Source organism: Loigolactobacillus coryniformis subsp. coryniformis KCTC 3167 = DSM 20001 (assembly GCF_002706425.1).
Classification (GTDB): Bacteria; Bacillota; Bacilli; order Lactobacillales; family Lactobacillaceae; genus Loigolactobacillus; species Loigolactobacillus coryniformis.
In genome coordinates this window covers 2507426-2527664 of record NZ_CP017713.1, presented here as the reverse complement: position 1 = coordinate 2527664, position 20239 = coordinate 2507426, and the positions used below count along the sequence as shown (strand labels likewise).

The window sequence follows — 20239 nt, the reverse complement described above, 5'->3', positions numbered from 1 at the left end:
TTATTGGTTTTGTCACTTATAAGTTTAAGGCTTCATGGCCTTTTTGGTCTAGTTATTTTGGTGTTGCACTTACATTGTAAATCCGGCGTAGAATAAAAGTTTAAAAAATTTTGCGAAACCTATTGTAATAAGTGATAATAATTGGTATACTTTACTTACAAATAATAAGTTATAAAGTTATTTGTATCGTCGTACAAAATTTTTGACAAAGGGGCGTTTTTAAATGACCGTACAACTTTATACGTCATCAAGTAATGCATCCAGCCGTAAGGCCCGCGCTTGGTTCCGTGACCATGAGATTCCATTTATGGAACGTAACATCATGGCACAACCACTAAGTCAGGATGAAGTTAAACGCCTGTTGCGTCTGACTGAGAATGGTACCGAGGATATTGTTTCTACACGGGCAAAGATTTTCGGCAAATTGCATATCAATTTGGACACCATCTCAACTAGTGAATTAATCAAATTAATTGCGCAACACCCAGACTTACTCAAGCGGCCGATCATGTTTGATGATAAACGACTACAGATTGGTTACAATGAAGAAGAAATTCGGCGTTTCTTACCACGCAAGACACGTCAATTAGAAATGGAAAAAGTTCGTGCACGTTTAGCTATCTAAACGTGGAGGCTACTGACCGTGATCGTTACGGTTGGTAGCTTTTTTTAATGATTATTAAAAGGCCGTTAACGCAATTTTTACGTTAACGGCCCTTCCTGTATTTGGCTATTCAATTTCAATATGGCTAGCTGCACTGTCTGCCCGTTTTGGTAAGGTAATAGTTAAAATCCCGTTATCGTTTTTAGCAGTGATACCGCTGGAATCAACGTTTGGTAGCCGATAACTTCTGTTCATGCGGCCATAGTGGCGCTCTGACATCAGTAGGTTACCATCTTTGTCTTCGTGATCGCCAAAACTATCTTTACGAACGCTAATACTCAAAGTATCATTGTCATAATTCAAATGGATGTCTTTTTTTTCAATACCGGGAACATCAATGGCAACCACATAATCATGCTCACGCTCTTTGATATCAGTCCGTAAGACTTTGTCACTAAAAGTTGATGGGTAATTGCCAAAAACTTGCCGTGCCAAACGATCAAATGGATCCAAACGACGGTCATTTGTTTCATTCGTGATTTCATTAGCCATAAAAGAAGACTCCCTTTCATAATTGAATTAGTACGCTTTCCTACGTCCACTTTTATTATAACGCGGTGTTTTTTGTGTGTTAAATCATATGCACAACTTAAAAAAGGAGATTTATTTACGGCCACGATCGATTATTATTTTCAAAATAGTCGCGGTATAATGTTAGTGAAGATGAGAGCTTTTGCGGTGATTGTTGTTCATTCGGGTAAGGATTCGGATATAGCGCTTGCCGCTGTCGCTTGGACTAGTACCAAAATGCAAGCAAGTCCTGGTCGCACGTCTATAACAGCAGTAATCATTAGCAAACCTTAATTGTGAAATAGAAATGAGGATATTTAAATGACAGATCGAATTGAATTATCAGCCTGTACCTCGATCTTGGTTGGTAAAAAAGCTTCATTGGATGGTGCAACTTATATTTCCCGTAACGAAGATCGCTTGGTGGCAATCCATCCGAAACGTTTCCTCGTGCAACCAGCCGTAACTGGGCGCAAAGAAGTCTACACGTCACCGTATAACGGCTTAACCGTACCATTACCCGAAAAAGGATATCGCTACACCTCAACGCCAAATGGGGATGAAAGTGATGGTCCAAACGAAGAGGATGGCTTCAATGAAAAGAATGTAGGCGAAAGTGCGACTGAAAGTGTCTACGCCAATGAACGTGTACTGGCTTACGATCCTTTTATCAAAAGTGGCTTAGCCGAAGATTCAATGACGACTCTAGTTTTACCATTTATCGATTCGGCTCGCGACGGGGTGCGCTATCTGGGTGAACTAGTTAAAAAGTACGGTTCCGCTGAAGGCAACGGCGTCCAGTTTAACGATGCCGATGAAGTTTGGTATATGGAGATCGTTACCGGACATCAATGGGTCGCAGTACGGATACCAGATGATTGCTACGCCGTAGCGGCCAACCAAATTGCGATCGAAGAGATTGATTTTAATGACCCGGATAATTATATGTGGGCTGATGGCATTCAAGAGTTTGTCGCTAACAATCAATTAAATCCAGATGCTGACCGGTGGAATTTTCGTCATATTTTCGGTACTGATACGGAAAAGGATCATCACTACAACACACCGCGGGTTTGGTTTGCGCAGCGTTATCTGAATCCAGAAATTGAACAAGATCCTGAATCACCAGAGTTACCGTTTATCCGCAAAGCTAGTCGTAAAATTTCAGTGGAAGATATTCAGTATATTTTGAAGTCACACTACAACGAGACCAAGTATGATCCTTTAGGCCATGGTAGTGAACACGACAAAAAAACTTATCGCGCAATCTCACTTTCACGAACTGCTAATTCGCACATTCTCCAAATGCGGAACAGCCGGGCTAATGGTGCCGCTGGCGTGCAGTGGATCGGCTTTGGTGTACCTAGCTTTTGCCCGCACGTCCCATTCTTTACCAACGCAACTGATACTGATGCTTCTTATCGGGAATTACCAGCGACGATGTCATTAGATAGTGCTTACTGGCTATATGAAGCCTTGGCAATGGTAGTTGAAGCACATTATGCTGAATTCATCCAAGCTGATTTGGATTATCAAAAAGAGTTATCACAATGGGCGCGAACCAAAATTCGTGAAGTCGATCAACAAGCTCAAAATCTAGCTGGCGCTGACTTAACAAACTACTTGACCAAGCAGAACCATGAGATCGCAACCCATTATAATCAAGCGACGAAGAAGTTATTGGCCGAGTTAACGATACAAGGGGCGGAGTTGTCGAAGCTGACATTTAAGATGGATCCTAATTTGTGATATATTAGTTAGTCGAATGCACTGATTAAAAACAGAGTAACTGGATTTATTGTAGCTTAGTCGGATAAAAGAAATTGAATGAGCAAATGAAACATCCCGCACTGTGAAAAATCAGTACGGGATGTTTTACGTTTGGTAATTAAAATAAATAAAATTTATTTGTCATGATCACGTACGGATTTGGCTTAATTAATGCGGTGCAGCATAAAACTGTATTATTCAATCTGGGCTTGACAATTTTTAGCAAAAGGCTTAAAGTTGGCACAATTATTAAAAATGAATAATATTACGATGAAGAGAAGAGTAAGCATGATGATCTATTAAGCGAGTACCGGTTGGTGAAAGGGTACTAGAATTGACTGCTGAAGATGAACTTGGAGTAAACCTATTGAGCTAAAAATAGATCGGTAGCCACCTGTTGGCGTGGCACGGTTTACTGGCTGACATTGAGTTGTTGGCGGTGAACTGATTGAGGTCGTTACTGTGAAGTAGCGGTAAATGATGGTGGTAACACGGGTAAATACTCGTCCTGACGCGTATACGTTTGGAATGAGTATTTACTTTTTTTATGGACAAATTTTTCGCGTATACATAATTTTTAAGTGCAGAACGTCATGCAAATGGCTAATAGACTATTATTTTTTGGGGGGATTTTATATGCATTATCGGCGGGGATTCATTATTGGCGCATTGACTATTTTGTTGACTGCTGCCGCACCAATTAGTTCAGTATCGGCAAAAAGTCAGGTGTTCCATAGTACAAGCAACGCAACGATTGAAAGTTTGGATAGTACCAAATATTCATTAGCGGTTAGTACCGAGGCAATAAAAGCCTATGCAGAAGGGCTTTATACTTATGATCAAAACAACAAAGTTACTGCAGGGATAGCAGAAGGAGCACCTACCGTTGATAAAACTAAAACGGTTTACACATTCACATTACGTGATGCGAAATGGTCTAACGGTACGGCCGTGACTGCTGATGATTTTGTTTATGCTTGGCAGCGTCTGGCTGATCCGAAAACAGCTTCTAGTAACGCTTATCAAATTGATATTATTAAAAATGGCGCCGAGGTGCGTTCAGGGAAGAAGCCAATTAGTGATTTAGGTGTTAAAGCCTTGAGTTCACATAAATTACAAGTGACATTGACACAACCAATTCCGTTTTTGAAACAGTATTTGACGGGAGCTTCCTTTGTACCAATCAATCGGAAATATGCTGAAGCGCAGGGAAGTAAGTATGGTACTTCTGCCAAACACGTTTTGGCTAATGGTCCATTTATCGTCAAGGGTTGGACGGGCACTAATGATAAATGGAAATATGTTCGTAATCCACAATACTGGGATGCCAAAGACGTGAAATTGGATAAAGCCACGGTACAAGTGGTTAAAGAATCAGCTACTGCGGCTAATTTATTTGATAGCAAGCAGATCGATTATGCCGTATTAGGTGATAATAATTTACAACGTTATACCGGTAAAAAAGTGTTGCACCAAGAAACCACGCCAACGATTAGTTATGTCAGTATCAATAATAAACGTACACTGACTAAAAATCGGCATTTACGTTTAGCTTTAGCACAGGCCTTTAATAAAAAATCATTGACTAAAAACGTTTTAAAAGACGGCTCGGTGCCATTAAATGGTCTGATCCCAACTAATTTTGCAGACTCACCGACTGGCAAAGATTACCGGCAATCCACGGGACAATTATTAGCGTATTCACCTAAAAAAGCTCAGGTTAACTGGAAATTAGCTCAAAAAGAATTAAATAAAAAGAAAGTCACACTAGAATTATTAGTTGCCGATACACCACAGGCCAAAAATGTTGGTGAATTTTTGCAGGGCCAAGTGGAAAAGAATTTACCTGGTGTGACGATCACAATCAAATCAATTCCAGTAGCACAACGAATTCAAGCGGAAAAAGATGGCAAATATGATCTAGCCTTTGGTACTTGGGCACCAGATTATGCAGATCCGATTGATTTCTTAGCCCTATATCAATCAAATAGTGATTTGAACTTTTCAAAATATACGAGTACCAGCTATGATCAAAAATTAACTGCGATCACAGATGACTTAGCGACTAAACCAACTGCTCGGTGGCAGAAAATGCAAGCTGCTGAAACGCAATTGATCAAGCAAGATGCTGCCTTGGCGCCAGTTTATCAAGCTGGTGTTAGTTATTTACAACGCTCAGATGTCAAAGGCTTGCAGCTATCACCATTCGGTTCGATCGTTAACTATAAATACGTGACTGTCAAGTAGAACGGCTATCGTGGAGTAGAGGTGAAACATTTTGAAACCATTAATTGCAATTGTAGCTAATCAATATGAATATGCCGAAGAAGTATTTCATCACCATCCGGCGAGCTATGTTCCACAATTTTTCTTGACAGCGATCAATGCAGCTGGAGGTGTACCAGTGATTTTACCGCTGGTCGATCGTAGTGCTATTTCACGTTATGTTTCCTTATATGACGGTTTTTTACTGACTGGTGGTCAAGGCGTTTCATCGTTTTTATATGGTGAGGAACCATTACCTAAGTTAGGCACTACCTTTTTACAACGTGATCTGTTTGAAATTGCGTTGGTCAAGGCAGTTGCACAGACACATAAGCCATTACTAGGCGTGTGTCGTGGCCTACAAGTGCTTAATGTTGCCTTAGGTGGAACATTATATCAGGATTTAGCTTATCGAGAAAAGCCGAGTTTAAAACATATGCAAATACCAACAGCAGATACGCAGCCGACGCACCATATTGCTTTAACGCCGGACACGGTTCTGGCGCAAACTTTTGGCGACTCAGCCTTAGTCAATTCTTTGCATAAACAAGCAATCAAGCAGGTGGCACCAGAATTGGAAGTGATCGCGCGTAGCTCTGATCAGGTGATTGAAGCAGTACAAAGTTCGGCCGCCAATCATCAGTTTACCGGCGTACAATGGCACCCAGAAATGTTGCTAGAATACGATGCACGGCAGTTGATCGTCTTTCAAGATTTGGTGAAGAAGGCGGAACGAGTTTAAAATTTCAGGTTATTAATTCAAGGAGCGACAAAATGAAACGTTCGATTATTATTTTAAGTGGCTTGACCATTTTATTAGGCGGTTTATTGGCCGGTTGTGGTCAGCAAAAACAAACTGCACAAAAGCAAAAAATCACATTGATGCAGACCACCGAATTGACTTCGTTGGATAGTACTAATCAGGCAACCTTGCCGGAATTTAATACCTTAACCAATACCACCGAAGGCCTTTATCGTTTAAACAAAAATGATCAACCCATTCCAGCCATGGCGACCAAAATAGTTAAGCCAACTGCCAATGGGACACAATATCTATTTAAAATCCGGCGCAATGCTAAATGGAGTAATGGAGATCCAGTAACTGCCAGTGACTTTGAGTACGCGTGGAAACGGGCCATGAATCCAGCTAATAACCCAGTTTATACGTATATTTTCAGCGGTATAAAGAACGCCGATGCCATTAATGCTGGCAAAAAATCATATCAAACCCTAGGAATCAAAGCCTTGAACAAACGAACGTTGCAAATTACTTTGGATCATCCAATGCCATATTTTAATAAATTGGTGACTGTACCGGTATTTTTACCGCAAAATGAAAGTTTTGTTAAACAAGTCGGCGTTAAAAAATATGGTAGTAGTGCCAAGACAACTGTTTCTAATGGTGCCTTTAAGGTCAGTCATTGGAACGGGACTAATGATTCTTATCGTCTAGTGCGCAACAACTATTATTGGGATAAAAAAACAATTCACTTAAAGCAGATCAACTATCTGACCGTTAAGGATTCTAATACTGCGCATAACTTGTTTGCTTCCAATAAACTGGACGATGCCACGATTACTGGTGTCACTGCTAAGGAATTACAAAATAATGCAGATCTTAAACACGTTGCTAAAGCGTGGACCTATTATTTACAAGTTAATCAGAAAAATGGCGCACCGTTAGCTAATCAAAAATTACGCCAAGCCATTTCACTAGTGATCGATCGTAAAACTTTGACTAAAAATGTGCTAGCAGACGGTTCGCAACCAGCTACTAGCTTTGTTAGTCCAGGGACAGCAACTGATCCAACTACCGGTAAGGATTTTAGTCGGGAAACCAGCACAACGCTAGGCACAAATACAAAAAAGGCCAAGCAACTTTGGCAAGCTGGCTTAGCCGAATCAAATCAAAGTAATCAAACCGTGCAATTAAGTATTATTGGTGACGATCAAGATGTGACCAAAAATGTTAGTCAATATCTGCAGCAACAAATCGAACAAAAGCTGCCAAACGTTAAGGTATCAATTAAGAATGTTCCTGACGAAGCGTTGCATTCTTTAAAAGCGGATAACAAATTTGCTTTAAGTCAATGGTATTGGTTAGCCGATTTTTCTGACCCAATCAATTATTTAGGGGTGTTGGCGACCAATAATTCATTAAATAGCGGTCATTATTCAGATACCCAATTTGACCAATTAATGGATAAAGCCAATAGTGCCGCTGCTAATAATCAGCAAGTTTATTGGCAGACTTTACGTCAAGCAGAAGCAAGAATTCAACAGACTAGCGCAATTATTCCGCTTTATTATGTTCGTGAAAGTCACTTGGTCAACCCTAAATTACATGGTGTATTATATCATCAGGCCGGTGAACACGATTATACCCGTGCATATTTGAAGTGATGGAGGAGTGAAATTTTGGAAAGATTACCTAAAATGACCTTAAACGAGTTGCAAAACAAAATTCAATCAGGCCGATTCATACTTTATTTTGGCGCTGACTGGTGCCCTGAATGCCAAGCAATTAAGCCGCATATGCCAGCTATCGAAAAGAACTTTGATGATTATCAATTTCTAAAAATCGATCGTGATGAGAATACCGATTTATGTATAGTCTTGAACGTTCGCGGTTTACCTAGTTTTCTCGGCTACCACGATGGCCAAGAAGTCGGTCGCTTCGTTAATGGCGATCTCAAAACGCAAACCGAAGTCGAGACGTGGATCCACGGATTAGCGTAATAAAAATCATCGTCAGCTTTTAATTAAAAACTGACGACGATTTTTTTATGCTTCGGGAACGGCTTGAGTGTCTAATGCTTTTACAACTGCGTCCTCGAAAGATTCCGGTGTCGTGGTTGGTGCATAACGATGGATCAATTGACCATCACGACCAACTAAAAACTTAGTATAGTTCCACTTGATCCGGCCATGACCAGATTCTTCTTTAAGATAACTAAATAGCGGTTCAGTAGCGTCACCATTGACGGCCACACGCTTTGTCATCAAAAAGGTGACCCCGTAGTGGACCTGACAATATTCACTGGCTTCTTCGTCGGAGGCCAATTCTTGACGAAATTGATTTGACGGTAGGCCAATCACAACTAAGCCCTTATCCTGATACTTTTTGTGTAATTCTTCCAAGCCTTTTAATTGTGGTGCCAAGCCACATTTACTAGCGGTGTTCACGATCAAAAGCACTTTACCACGATAACGATCAAGCGTAAAGTTTTCGCCTTCCATGCTTGTAAGTGAAAAATCATAAATTGACGTCAAATTATTACCTCCCTTAGTGTTGGGATAAGTATAGCAGAGATTCGGGGTAATTGTAGATAATTAGGCGTGTGCGATTGGAAAAAGAGTGGATAGGGAAATAGAATTTCCATGATTATAGAAGAATACTTCAGAATATACGCGTGGTGCTAGTTCGTCATAAAATCAAAAAAGCCTAAATTATATACCAATATCGTCAATTCAATCTTTAATTGAAAACCAAACAGACTACGGGTGAGATTAGTTTCAATGCCAAATTGCTGGGCTAAAATTGAAAAGCGTGACTCTATTGTCCGCCGTAACGCCTTGAGCTGACGCTTATTATGCTGCCTAGCACCTTTCATGTTAGCACGATAAGGCGTCCACAAGTTATAACCAAGAGCTTTAAACTTAGCTTTGCGTTTTTTCCCAACATAACTAACAGCGGCCAAAATATTGGGACAAGGACAACCGCTAATTAGCTCAGGCGCTACCTTAGCATCATGAACTGAGGCTGCCGTGATCACATAATTCAGAATATAACCATTTAGCCGTGACGACTAGGTGGATTTTAAATCCGTAGAATGGCATTTTCTTGGTGGCATTGTAGCCAATATTAGCCTTACCAGCAAAAATTCTAGCCCTAAAATTACGAACTTTGGCGTAGTGGGTTGGGTAAACTATCGATGATCGCTAGATCGCCTGAATGGGCATAATTCTTAGTGATACCTAAGCGAATGGCATTCACCACTGGCAATAATTGCTGCGCGCGGCGGTTGAAACGTGAACGGGATACCACCATTTGCCGCGGCATAAACGCCGCCATTAAATAATAGAAACGGCGTTGCGATTGAATTCTCAGCGTGACTTGTAGGCACAGTAAGGCTAAAAGCTGAATATCAGTCACTTTGGTATGTTCCACGCTGTGCCGCTCAATGATGCTACGTGGACAATAACGTTGATAAAGCAATGAACATAACTGGTAAAAGTAATGAAAACTAACTTGTAATTCGTGACGATTTTGCTTAAACTTGAGGTGGTTCAACACAGTTATTACTCCTTTTAAGTTTTGTCACTTATGAGTCTAACTGGGTTGGACTTTTTTGTTAAGTTTTTAGATGTTACGAACTAGCACCACGCGTACTGCTAAAAAGTTCCTTATCAGATCAGACAATAAATACACCCATTGCTAGAAAAAGTATCGCTGACCTAGTTTATAAACGTAGTGGTAAGTGTGCCTACACAACGATGTTAAAAACTGTATTCCAGCAATTTCCACTTATAAAAAACTCTCAGGGGGCGCCGCTACGCTTTGCCCTCGTATTCACGATGTGAAACCGCCTTCATACCTGATATAATCGAGGCGAAGGCGGCTTTATTTGTTCATCGTGGCTTTATTGGCGGTTCTTCAGACCCCGTATAAAAAACCGATGGTCTTCAGCTCTGAGATTATTCAATTGTTGCCTTGAGCACGTATATAAAATTTCAACCCCTCGGTAGCTGAAGCTGCCGCCTATCAATATTAGGAGGTACTACCTGATGGAAGTTGTCGCAGAAAGCGTTGCTGGGATCGATGTTCATCAAAAACAGATCACGGTAACCGTGTTAATCGGTTCGGCAAAATCGGCTAAGCCGAAGAAAGTTCATACCCGTTTTGAGACAGTCACCTATCGGCTTAGAGAATGTGCTGAGTGGCTATAGAATCAAGATGTAGAATTGGTACTCATGGAAAGTACCGGTCAATATTGGCGACCAATCTGGCAAATCCTCGAACCTTACGGATTTAAGATGGTGCTGTGTAATCCCAGAATTATCAAGAATATACCCGGAAAGAAAACCGATCAGAAAGACTCGGAGTGGTTATCAGAACTCGCACGGTATGGTCTCGTTAGTGCCAGCTATGTACCACCACGTAAGATTCAGGAATTACGTGAATCTACTCGCCTTCGTAAGCGCATTAATCAGCAGATGACGCGACTAAAGAATCAGGTTCACAACATTCTTCAGCGTTCCAATATAAAGCTGACCACTTACGTCTCCGATATCTTCTCCGGCTCTGGTTGGACCGAAGTCAATAAGTGAGACACATTTTATGAGACTTCTTAAGTTAGTCAATTTTTTATGCTGCTGACTATAAAGCTTGACTCTCCATTTCAAATGGCGTGAGGTAATTTATTGATGAATGGATCCTTTGGCGATTATAAAACCTAAAAACATAATCAAATAAACTATGCTTTGCGCGTTTAAAAGTTTGATAGACCGGACATTGATAAACTAATTCTTTTTTTATGTGGCGTGAAAAGATTCAATTTCTGCGTTGTCGTAAGGACAGCCTTTTCGGCTGTACGAATGGCTGATGTCTAATTTGTTTAGCTGGGCCTGAAAAACACTGCTGGTGTACTGAGCGCCTTGATCAGTATGCAAAATTAGGCCTGTTGCTGGTTGGTGATTTGCGACGGCTTCGGCTAGGGTTCTGGTAACTAAACTTGTATCCATTGTTTTGCCAAAGGAGAAGCCAATAATCATTTTTGAATGCATATCTAAAATGGTGGATAGATAGCACCACCCATTTTCGATAGTTTCAATATAGGTGATATCGGCACACCACTTTTGATTGATGTGGTCGAAAAATCCTGTTCTAACAGGTTGGGGCGTACTACATTAGCCTCCCGTTTAGTTGATGTTGGTTGCCATTTTTTACGAATATTTGAGCAAATAGCTATTTTTTCATCAATCGTTGTACGCGTTTAACGCTGCACTGTCGGCCTAACAATACCAGTTCTTTATTTAGCTCCTGGTGATTTTTATTGCACCGTAGCGGTGTTCGCTTTTTAACCAGATCTGTTTAATTCGCTGCTTCAAATCATTATTTTCTGTTTCTCTTGCGGTAGGACAACGATGTAACCAACGATAGTACGAGGGGCGATTGACTTTCAATACGATACACATCAATGAAATCGTATGATTTTTTTCTGACTTTCACGTTTGATCAAAGCATAGATCAGTTTCTTGCCAACAGCCCCAGCGCTTTTTTTAAGATTAAGTTTTCCTCCTCCAATTGCTTGATACGTTTATCCTGAAGTCGACTTTCCTCGCTGGTTCTAGCGGTAGTTGCAGGACTTTTTGTAGTGGCGATTCATTTTAAAATAGTGGAGCGACCCACACCATACTCTTGCGCCAACTCTGGGGCAGTTTTAACTTTTGCTTGGTAAAGTTCAATAATATTTTGTTTGAATTCTTCGGGGTAACGTTTAGTCATAATTTTTGACGACCTTTTTTTTCTGAGTAATTTTACACGCTCGTAAAGGTTGTCTCAACTTCTATACTACATCCATTATGCAATCATCAGCTTTTTGTCTGTTGCCAACCAAAAAGACCAAAGTTTCATAGCAAGAGACATTACATACTTCATGTTTTAAAGAGGTTTGTCCGAAGCAACAGACATTTTTATAGAAAGCGTTTACTTAATTATCAGTTATATTGTTATTGAGGGAGGAAAAATCAATGAAACTCAGCAAGCGTGCAACTGATGTTATTAACTTGCTAAGAGGGACGGATCATTATCTGACCAGCACGGAAATTGCCAGTCAACTACTAATATCGACAAAAACGATTGGCCGCTTGATTCATAAAATCAATGCGGGAACGTCCTCGGGAAAGCTTATTGCTGGCGTAAAAGGTCAGGGATATAAGCTAAATTATTCAAATTATTTAAGTGAGGTGATTGGTGGTCAAATCAGAATTTCAGAGACTCAGATTTCGGCAGTTGAACGTCAACGAAACAGCCTCGAGCAATTACTCAAGGCATCACCGAGAGCGTTAAAAAACCAGGACCTATTCGGCGACTATTACGTCAGTGAGTCAGTGATTAATCAAGATATCAAAGCCATTCGTGATGTTCTTCGTGCATATGATATCAAGCTTCAGAATAAGGCACATCGTTTGAATGTTGTTGGGACTGAACATGATGTGAGACGGGCATTACAGGATATATTTTTTGATCGCAACATTATTGATATTGACTTATCCCTTGATAAACATGGCGAAATCAATACTTATAGTATGGACCTTTGCCGAACACAACTCCAATTGATTGAGCGAGAGTTAGAAACAAACATTTCTTATCCATACAACATCAACATCTTATCGCATTTGTATATTCTCGTCACACGATATCAAAGCGGCGGAACAGAACCGCGCCGTAGTGTTCATCTAGGACCTGAAGCACTTCAAGTGATTGTGGATAATCAAACGTTATATCAAGTTGCACAAGATGTGATCGTCAACGTTGAAGGTTTCTTGAATACAGCGATACCCGAAAGTGAAATTTATAATCTTTTACAGTACTTACTTTCATCGCGTTTGTCCCTACATGATCAGGTTTCGATGGTTGTCTCGCAAGATAAAAAAGTCCGTGATGTTACCAGTTTCTATATTCAAGAGGTTGGTGCACTGCTGGACCTTCAAACTGATGCTGGTATTTTACTTGGGGACCTTGCCAAGCATATTCGACCGATGATCAATCGGCTTGAACATCATATTGGCATCCGTAATGTGTTGCTTGAAGATATTCAACAAGAGTATCCCGGGATTTTAAAGGCTGTTAGCAAGGTGTCCTCAAGAGTAGCTACAGAATTTGACTTACCAGAGATTTCGATTGATGAGAATGGGTTTATCTCGTTGTACTTTGCTAAGTACTTTGAGCAAAGCAGGCAGAATCTTCAAGCGCTGGTGGTATGTACGACAGGATTAGCAACATCAAAGTTAATTGAGACAAAAGTTGGGATGGCTTTTCCTGAGGTAGTCGTCATCGGGACGGGTGCTAGTAAGGATGTAACCGATAAAACTGTTGAAAGTATTCATGCTAACTTGGTGATTTCAACGGTGCTTCTAAATAAAGTCAAAACAATACCCGTAGTCATTGTCAGTGCTATGTTGACAAGACTGGATAAGGAACGAATCCGTTCTGTGATTTCCCGGATGAGAGGAAGTGAAAAGATGCTAAGCGATATCACCAATCCCCAGTTGATTCAAGTTGGACTTCAAGTTACAGATTGGCGTGATGCTGTTCGTAAAAGTGCAACGCCGTTTATTAACGAAGGTGTTGCGACATCTAGTTATGTTGAAGGCATGATTACCACTGCCGAAGAATCTGGACCGTATATTGTAATCAGCAAAGGAATTGCGTTGCCTCATGCCCGTCCAGAGTTGGGCGTAAAAAAAATTGGTGTTGCAATTGCCACCTTGGCTGATCCGGTTAATTTTGGTAATAAGGACAATGATCCGGTTCGCTTTGTCTTTGCCTTATGTGCAATCGATAACAAGTCGCATTTAAAGGCACTTTCAGAGCTGGTAGATTTTGTTGGGGATCAGGCATTTCTCGATAGTTTGTCAAAAGCCAAACGGCCTGAAGACGTGTATGCCTTGATTAAGGATTACGAAGAAAGGATCTATTAATATGAGCAAAATTTATTCTGCATTAGTTGCTTGTCGCACGGGGATGGGTTCCTCGATGATGTTGAAGATCAAAGTTGGCCAAGTCGTTCGGGAAAACAAACTGCCATTCGACGTTTCCCATGATGTGATCGATGCGGCTAAGGGACTGGACCCAGATCTGTTAATCACGATGGAGGACTTGGTTCCGGATGTTAAAGATGATGTGCGTGATATCATTGGGATCCGTGACTTGACAGACAAGAAAGAGATTAAAGAGAAACTCCAATCGTTTTTAAGCAAGCAAGACAGTAATTAACGCAGGTGCGGTGTAAACATCGGGATGGTTAGTGAATGCTTGAACACCATCTTGGATAGTTCCGCCGAACATAGCAATTTGATGAGGTGATAAGAATGAACGGCATTCTTGATTTAGTTGTTGATTTATTAAGCTCCGCCGCCATCATGGTCGGCTTGATCTCATTCATTGGCTTAGTTGTTCAAAAAGAAACCCCCACAAAAGTTATTAACGGCACTATTAAGACGATTGTTGGATTTTTGGTTTTTGGTGTTGGTAGTGCTGCCGCAACCACTGCGTTGAACAGCTTTCAAGAGTTATTTGCCAAAGGATTACACTTACAAGGAGTGTTGCCATTAGCCGAAGCCGTTACTGCTTTGGCTCAACAGCGTTTTGGAACTGTGGTTGCGCTGGTCATGAGTCTCGGATTTGTTTTCAACTTATTGTTTGCTCGCTTTACCCCAATGAAATATATTTTCTTAACTGGTCAACATAATTTATATTTGGCCGCTTTATGTACAATCATGCTGAAATCAGTTGGTCTGAGCAATACTTGGATTATTGGACTAGGTGGTGTCATTGTTGGCTTTATGTCCGCTGCGATGCCTGCTATTGCGCAACCAGGTATGCGTAAAATTACTGGCGGTGATGATATTGCGCTAGGTCACTACGTTTCAATAGGTTATGCATTATCAAGTTGGCTTGGTGGTAAGGTCGGCGATCCCGACGATAGTACCGAAAAATTGAAATTGCCAGGCTGGCTTAGCATTTTCAAAGACTATGTGATTGGTGTTTCAATCACAATGGTTATCTTCTACTACATTGCAGCGTTTGCGGCTGGGCCTGCCCAGGTTGAAAAACTATCTGGTGGCGTGAGTTGGTTGGTATATCCATTGTTGCAAGGGTTACAATTCTCTGCCGCGTTGTATGTCATTATCACAGGTGTGCGTTTACTTCTGGGTGAAATTGTAAACGCATTTGTCGGTATTTCTGAAAAGCTAATCCCAAATGCAAAACCTGCGTTGGATGTTCCAGTCGTATTCCCATATGCACCAACTGCAACTGTAATTGGGTTCATTTCAGCATATGTCGCGGGTTTGTTGATGATGTTTGTTTTTGCGGCATTACACATGCCCGTTATTATTCCAGTCGCGGTACCATACTTCTTTATTGGTGCGACTGCTGGGGTGTTCGGCAATGCGACCGGTGGTTGGAAAGGTTGTGTGATTGGCTCTTTCGTTATTGGAATCTTAATCGCCGTTGGTCCGTCGATTGTTTACCCTGTACTGGCTAGTGTTGGGTTGAAGGGTACTGCTTTCCCAGAAATCGACTTTAACGTTGTGGCATTGGTGATCAAGTATATTGGACAGTTCGTTCAATCCATTTTCTAAATTAAGTTTGTTTGAGGAGGATTACAGCACTTTACAGCTTTTCACTGACCCCCGACCAACAAGAAGCCAACCACTGAATCACCACTTTGGCCGGTGTTGTTTTTAACCGCCTTTGCACTTGCCGCGCTAAACTAGCCAAAAACAGCGCCGCTTGAATTTGCCGACTTAACCAGAGTTTGCGTTCACGCAAACTTTTGGTTACCAAAAAAGCTAAACTAGGTTGGGTCAATGGCAATACGATCATCAAGGTATACGCCGTATTCAATAAATGATGATCGGCTTCAATCTTGGCTACTGAACGCACGGCGTAATCACCGAAGTGCCAGAATGTTTTCATTTCATAAAAATAGGTCTCGATCGCCCAACGTTTTTGATAGTAGGCCAACGCTCGTAGCGCTGGCGCAGGGGCGCTGGTCTCCGGCGTCCGATAGGTGAGCTGGGTCGGATCAACGGCTAGGGTTTCGGTTGTGATCGCCGCTAATTCTTCGGGCGCGCACGTCGCCATGAACAGACGACAAGTCGTCTTGCGTTGTACGCGGATCATGTAAACTGGCTGGGGCATCAAGCGTGTCAGACACCGCACTATACCGATCTGATCTCCGGCCGAACAAAGATTTAATGCAATATTTCCCAAATGGATCTGGTCACCATATTTCCGCGGCCGACCGCGCTTACCGGTGCGTTTGGGTAAGCCAAACATGGCGGTATCTTTACGCACATTGGCGATCATAGCTAGATTAGGTTGCGTCATGACCAGTTGGTTGATCTCAGCTTTGGGATACCAACTGTCACACAGTAGGAACACTTGTTGGTCGCTGGCGATCGATTTCAAAGTCGTCTTGATCATTTGCGCCGCTTGCTGGTATTTGGTCGCCTGTTCCGCCTGATAAAGGTGCGTGGCTAACGGCAAGAACGTATAAACTGGCTGGTCATCTTGGTCCCGCTGTGTTGGGATCATCAGACCTAAAGTAACGAAATCATGGGCATTGACGAGCCGCTTACCCGTATGTGCGGCGTGATCGAATAGATATTTGACGCCGGTAAATTTGTGGCCGAACTTGGGTTGGACCGTGTCATCCAGAACCAATAATAAGGGCAAGTCCTGACAAGTAGTGGGAATCAAGGTCAGTAAATACGTCAAGTTGCGCACTTCTAACTGTGGCAAGTGGTTACCGATCACTGCCAAAGCCCGATAAAACGTGTTCAAAGAATGCTTCGTCACCCGGCCCAGAAATTGTTCAAATAAGTGGCGGATCGAGTGGCGGTCACCGATCACTAACAACGCTAGACACAACCAAAAATAGTTAAGGCCCATTGGCTTAGACAAGCCAGCCGCTTTTAAATCAGAAAAATAGGCGTGGAGGGTGGTTAAAAGTGATGATTTTTGATAAAATGAGTTCAACACGAATCCTTCTTTCTAAATGGTTTTTTGTCGAACTCATTTTAGCAAAGAATAGGCATTCGTGCCTTTTTATATCCAAATTTTTTTAAAAAGCTGTAAAGTGCTGGAGGATTATCATGAGTAAAAAAATCGATCAATTAACAATTGATACCATCAGAAGCTTGACTGTGGATGCCGTTCAAACCGCGCATCATGGACATTTGGGAATGCCATTAGGGACAGCGCCAATGGGCTATGCACTCTGGCGTTATTACTTAAAAGTCAATCCCAAAGACACTAAGTGGTTTAATCGCGATCGGTTCGTACTTAGTGCGGGACATGGATCAATGCTGTTATATTCATTGATGCATCTTTCAGGATTTACGCTGGGTATTGATGATATCAAGCAATTTCGTCAGTTGCATAGTCTCACCCCTGGTCATCCTGAATTGCATAAAACAGTTGGAGTTGATGTGGCTACAGGGCCATTGGGCCAAGGCTTTGCGATGGGTGTTGGTTTAGCAATCGCCGAAGCACACTTGGCAGATCGGTTTAATGAACCGGATTACCCAGTTGTCGATCACTATACTTATGTAATCTCAGGCGATGGCGATTTTGAAGAAGGTATTTGTCAGGAAACTGCCTCGATTGCGGGTAACTTGGGACTGCATAAGTTAATCGTATTGTGGGATGCCAATCATGTTACTTCAGATGCATTGCTTACCGCTTCAAATACTGAAGATGAATTGCTGAAATTTAAGGCAATGAACTGGAATATATTAGAAGTTAAAGACGGTAATAATGTTGATGAAATTCGTTTAGCAATTGAAGCTGCTCAACGTAGCTCTGACAAGCCAACCTTGATCAAGGTAAATACAAATATTGGTTTTGGTTCAACTTTGCAAGGAACTAGTGCAATTCACAGTGATCCCGTTTCTGATGAAGAAGCAACTCATATGAAGCATGTTTACGGCTTTGACGATCAAGAACTGTTTTATGTGCCGCAAGCAGCTAAAGACGGCTTTGCTGACTGGATTCAAAATGCCCAATTAACCGAGGATAACTGGAAGTCATTGATGAAACAATATGCAAGGGCTTATCCAGAAAAAGCGACTTTATTAGATCAATTGATTGAAGGCACTTTGCCACTTCCGGATATTGAACAGGTAAAGATTGCTGGTGATATGGCAACTCGTGCGGCTTCTGGGAAAGTGCTCAATGCGATTTATCCTAAATATCCTGTTTTAGTCGGCGGTAGTGGGGATCTCGGCACCTCTAACAAGACGACGATTCAGGGACAGTGGTTTATGTCTAAGCATCGCTATGCTGGCCCCAATATTTACTTTGGCATTCGAGAATTCGCTATGGCGACCATTGCTAATGGGGTCACCTTGCATGTTGGATTACGAGGCTACACTGGAACCTTCTTAGTTTTCTCTGATTATATGCGTAGTGCCATTCGCCATGCGGCAATCATGGAAACCCCGACAATTTTCGTCTTCACACATGATAGTCTGTATGTTGGTCAAGATGGGCCAACTCACCAACCGGTTGAACACTTGATGTCCTTGCGCGCGATGCCAAATATCATAACCTTCCGTGCTGCCGATGAAACTGAAGTTAAAGCTGCTTGGGACGTTGCCATTAAATCAACGAAGACACCGATTGCAATCATTTTGAATCGCCAGTCCGTCCCAGAACTTGTTGGAACCGATATGCACAAAGCTGAACGTGGTGCCTACGTCGTTTCAAAAGAAGCTGATGGTACTTTGGATGGATTACTCATTGCTAGCGGGTCAGAAGTTCAAGTTGCGATCGAAACTCAAAACCGTTTAGCACAGCAAGGAATCAATGTGCGTGTTGTGTCCATGCCGTCATGGGAATTATTTGAAGTACAATCCGCAGAATATCAACAAGCAGTGTTGCCAGATGCGGTCACAACTCGCATGTCGATTGAACTTGGTGCAACGATGGGTTGGCAACAATATGTTGGACGTTCGGGTGTACGCATGGGTTATGACAAGTTTGGCGAGTCTGCACCAGCCACTGATATTTTGAAGCTGATTGACTTTACTGCAAAGCGCGCAACCAAAATGTATCTTGATGCATTTTCCAAATAATCTTTTGTATCGGTACAAAGCATACTGACAATGCCAGTGTCGACTATATTGCAGAAATGGACGTAGTAAAGTCGACATCAATATTAGGGAATGTCTTGAAACGCGTATACTCCTACCAAGGTAGACAAGCAAATAATTAAAGCTTGTCTACTGAGGAAGGAGTATTTTATATGAAACCTAACTTGATTTAGCGCACACTAATCCCCTTGGTGCGCAAATGCCAAAAAAAACTGTTATACTGTGTGTATACTAGCGCTAGTAATTTATGCAGTGGGAGTCAACGTATCTTCAGTACGTTGACTTTTTTGATATTCCCGGTAAGTTGCGCCAGTTTGAATCATCACATATATAATGCGTAACATCGTAAGCACCCAATAACAGACCGACTATAAATAGCGTATCAGCCGCGGTATGATAGCCTCATCATAAGAAATGGTGAGGTGTTTTCTATGCTCAATAAACCAGAAATCGTTCAAGTTAAGCTGGATGACGGCCAGCGACAGCCAAATCCAATGTCAAAGGCCTTTCAAATCAAACGTAATGAACACGAAACAATTATTGTTTACAATCATATCAATGGGTATATTTTAGACGCCTTAGTCAAGGCGGTGTTCACTGATGCTCATTGATTTACGCCAACTCAAGGGTATTTATTTGATTTGTGGCAAAACTGACTTGCGGCGTGGAATCGATGGTTTAGCCGCTACGATCACTGATCAATATGAACTTGACCCCTACAGCCGGGCGTTATTTCTTTTTTGCGGTACCCGTAAAGATCGTTTTAAGGCCCTATATTGGGCCGGTGATGGCTTTCTCTTACTTTATAAACGAATCGAAAATGGCCGCCTGCAGTGGCCAACCAATCAAAATGAGGTGAAACGACTACACGCCAAACAATTACACCGTTTATTATCTGGCTGGGGGCTTGAAGCAACCGTGCATCAGACCAACCCACCAAAAAAAGCTAGGCCTAGCTGACTAATCATGGTACACTCAGGACAATCCTAGTGAATGAAGGCGATTCCATGGCAACGACCGTCGAACAACTCAAGCAAGCCCAAGCGCAGAATCGTGAGTTACTCAAAGAAATAAAGACCTTGACGACAACCGTTCAAACTGCGATAATCCCTTTATGGTTGTCAGATGAAATACAATAAT

General features: G+C 41.7%; 21 protein-coding genes and 1 pseudogene. 15 read left to right on the top strand and 7 right to left on the bottom strand.

Translation table 11 applies throughout. From position 1 onward, the window contains the following. Positions 1–223 precede the first annotated feature (223 nt). On the top strand, positions 224–625 hold the full coding sequence (gene spx, locus LC20001_RS12350; RefSeq protein ID WP_003678958.1) for a transcriptional regulator Spx: 402 nt from the start codon (positions 224–226) through the stop codon (positions 623–625). A 105-nt stretch (positions 626–730) separates the two neighbouring features. Here spx and LC20001_RS12345 read toward each other — a convergent pair whose 3' ends face one another. Then, complete coding sequence (locus tag LC20001_RS12345; protein ID WP_003678956.1) at positions 731–1156, bottom strand: Hsp20/alpha crystallin family protein; 426 nt, start codon at positions 1154–1156, stop codon at positions 731–733. Positions 1157–1495: 339 nt separating this feature from the next. Between LC20001_RS12345 and LC20001_RS12335 the strand changes: the two genes are divergently transcribed. The 5 genes from LC20001_RS12335 (at position 1496) to LC20001_RS12315 (ending at position 7948) form a co-directional block, all read left to right on the top strand. Continuing rightward, entirely contained in the window at positions 1496–2923 is a 1428-nt protein-coding gene (locus LC20001_RS12335) for a C69 family dipeptidase (RefSeq protein ID WP_010009625.1), read from the top strand. A 657-nt stretch (positions 2924–3580) separates the two neighbouring features. Then, positions 3581–5191 (top strand): peptide ABC transporter substrate-binding protein, encoded by a 1611-nt coding sequence (locus LC20001_RS12330; protein WP_010009624.1) that lies wholly within the window; start codon positions 3581–3583, stop codon positions 5189–5191. A 31-nt stretch (positions 5192–5222) separates the two neighbouring features. Beyond that, entirely contained in the window at positions 5223–5951 is a 729-nt protein-coding gene (locus LC20001_RS12325) for a gamma-glutamyl-gamma-aminobutyrate hydrolase family protein (protein ID WP_010009623.1), read from the top strand. Positions 5952–5983: 32 nt separating this feature from the next. Next, complete coding sequence (locus LC20001_RS12320; protein ID WP_010009622.1) at positions 5984–7612, top strand: peptide ABC transporter substrate-binding protein; 1629 nt, start codon at positions 5984–5986, stop codon at positions 7610–7612. A 15-nt stretch (positions 7613–7627) separates the two neighbouring features. Then, positions 7628–7948, top strand: coding sequence for a thioredoxin family protein (locus LC20001_RS12315; protein ID WP_010009621.1), 321 nt, complete (start codon positions 7628–7630; stop codon positions 7946–7948). 45 nt (positions 7949–7993) lie between these two features. On the opposite strand, the gene LC20001_RS12310 is transcribed toward LC20001_RS12315, so the two are convergent. Both LC20001_RS12310 and LC20001_RS12305 read right to left on the bottom strand, forming a co-directional pair. Then, the gene (locus tag LC20001_RS12310; RefSeq protein WP_010009620.1) at positions 7994–8482 is read right to left on the bottom strand and encodes a glutathione peroxidase; all 489 of its coding nucleotides are present in this window, start codon (positions 8480–8482) and stop codon (positions 7994–7996) included. 146 nt (positions 8483–8628) lie between these two features. Beyond that, positions 8629–9506: pseudogene (locus LC20001_RS12305) on the bottom strand (IS982 family transposase). A gap of 491 nt (positions 9507–9997) precedes the next feature. Between LC20001_RS12305 and LC20001_RS14640 the strand changes: the two are divergent. Together LC20001_RS14640 and LC20001_RS14635 are read left to right on the top strand one after the other, a co-directional pair. Then, complete coding sequence (locus tag LC20001_RS14640; protein ID WP_010009617.1) at positions 9998–10159, top strand: hypothetical protein; 162 nt, start codon at positions 9998–10000, stop codon at positions 10157–10159. A gap of 24 nt (positions 10160–10183) precedes the next feature. Continuing rightward, positions 10184–10540 (top strand): IS110 family transposase, encoded by a 357-nt coding sequence (locus tag LC20001_RS14635; protein ID WP_010009616.1) that lies wholly within the window; start codon positions 10184–10186, stop codon positions 10538–10540. 49 nt (positions 10541–10589) lie between these two features. Here LC20001_RS14635 and LC20001_RS14800 read toward each other — a convergent pair whose 3' ends face one another. The 3 genes from LC20001_RS14800 to LC20001_RS14305 form a co-directional block, all read right to left on the bottom strand. After that, positions 10590–10748: an IS3 family transposase gene (locus LC20001_RS14800; protein WP_373878841.1), complete on the bottom strand. Its 159-nt coding sequence runs from the start codon at positions 10746–10748 to the stop codon at positions 10590–10592. Continuing rightward, positions 10745–11077: a DDE-type integrase/transposase/recombinase gene (locus LC20001_RS14795; protein WP_220094094.1), complete on the bottom strand. Its 333-nt coding sequence runs from the start codon at positions 11075–11077 to the stop codon at positions 10745–10747. The genes LC20001_RS14800 and LC20001_RS14795 overlap by 4 nt, the downstream gene beginning before the upstream one ends. Positions 11078–11594: 517 nt before the next feature. After that, entirely contained in the window at positions 11595–11717 is a 123-nt protein-coding gene (locus LC20001_RS14305; protein WP_010009614.1) for a transposase, read from the bottom strand. A gap of 245 nt (positions 11718–11962) precedes the next feature. Between LC20001_RS14305 and LC20001_RS12290 the strand changes: the two genes are divergently transcribed. The 3 genes from LC20001_RS12290 to LC20001_RS12280 all read left to right on the top strand — a co-directional run bounded on the left by LC20001_RS12290 (position 11963) and on the right by LC20001_RS12280 (position 15580). Next, complete coding sequence (locus tag LC20001_RS12290; protein ID WP_010009613.1) at positions 11963–13915, top strand: BglG family transcription antiterminator; 1953 nt, start codon at positions 11963–11965, stop codon at positions 13913–13915. Position 13916: 1 nt separating this feature from the next. Next, on the top strand, positions 13917–14210 hold the full coding sequence (locus LC20001_RS12285) for a PTS sugar transporter subunit IIB (protein WP_040473064.1): 294 nt from the start codon (positions 13917–13919) through the stop codon (positions 14208–14210). A gap of 95 nt (positions 14211–14305) precedes the next feature. Continuing rightward, entirely contained in the window at positions 14306–15580 is a 1275-nt protein-coding gene (locus LC20001_RS12280; protein WP_010009608.1) for a PTS ascorbate transporter subunit IIC, read from the top strand. 31 nt (positions 15581–15611) lie between these two features. Here LC20001_RS12280 and LC20001_RS12275 read toward each other — a convergent pair whose 3' ends face one another. Next, the gene (locus LC20001_RS12275; RefSeq protein ID WP_145955957.1) at positions 15612–16985 is read right to left on the bottom strand and encodes an IS701 family transposase; all 1374 of its coding nucleotides are present in this window, start codon (positions 16983–16985) and stop codon (positions 15612–15614) included. Between the two features lie 113 nt (positions 16986–17098). Here LC20001_RS12275 and tkt point away from each other — a divergent pair, with 113 nt between their 5' ends. The 4 genes from tkt to LC20001_RS14710 all read left to right on the top strand — a co-directional run bounded on the left by tkt (position 17099) and on the right by LC20001_RS14710 (position 20238). Further along, positions 17099–19081, top strand: a complete 1983-nt coding sequence (tkt, locus tag LC20001_RS12270) for a transketolase (protein ID WP_056943347.1) — start codon at positions 17099–17101, stop codon at positions 19079–19081. 449 nt (positions 19082–19530) lie between these two features. Further along, positions 19531–19710, top strand: coding sequence for a hypothetical protein (locus LC20001_RS12265; RefSeq protein WP_010009091.1), 180 nt, complete (start codon positions 19531–19533; stop codon positions 19708–19710). Next, a complete protein-coding gene (gene tnpB / locus LC20001_RS12260; RefSeq protein WP_010009090.1) occupies positions 19700–20059 on the top strand; it encodes an IS66 family insertion sequence element accessory protein TnpB in 360 nt (119 codons plus the stop codon). The genes LC20001_RS12265 and tnpB overlap by 11 nt, the downstream gene beginning before the upstream one ends. A gap of 47 nt (positions 20060–20106) precedes the next feature. Then, a complete protein-coding gene (locus LC20001_RS14710) occupies positions 20107–20238 on the top strand; it encodes a hypothetical protein (RefSeq protein WP_263850963.1) in 132 nt (43 codons plus the stop codon). Position 20239 lies beyond the last annotated feature (1 nt).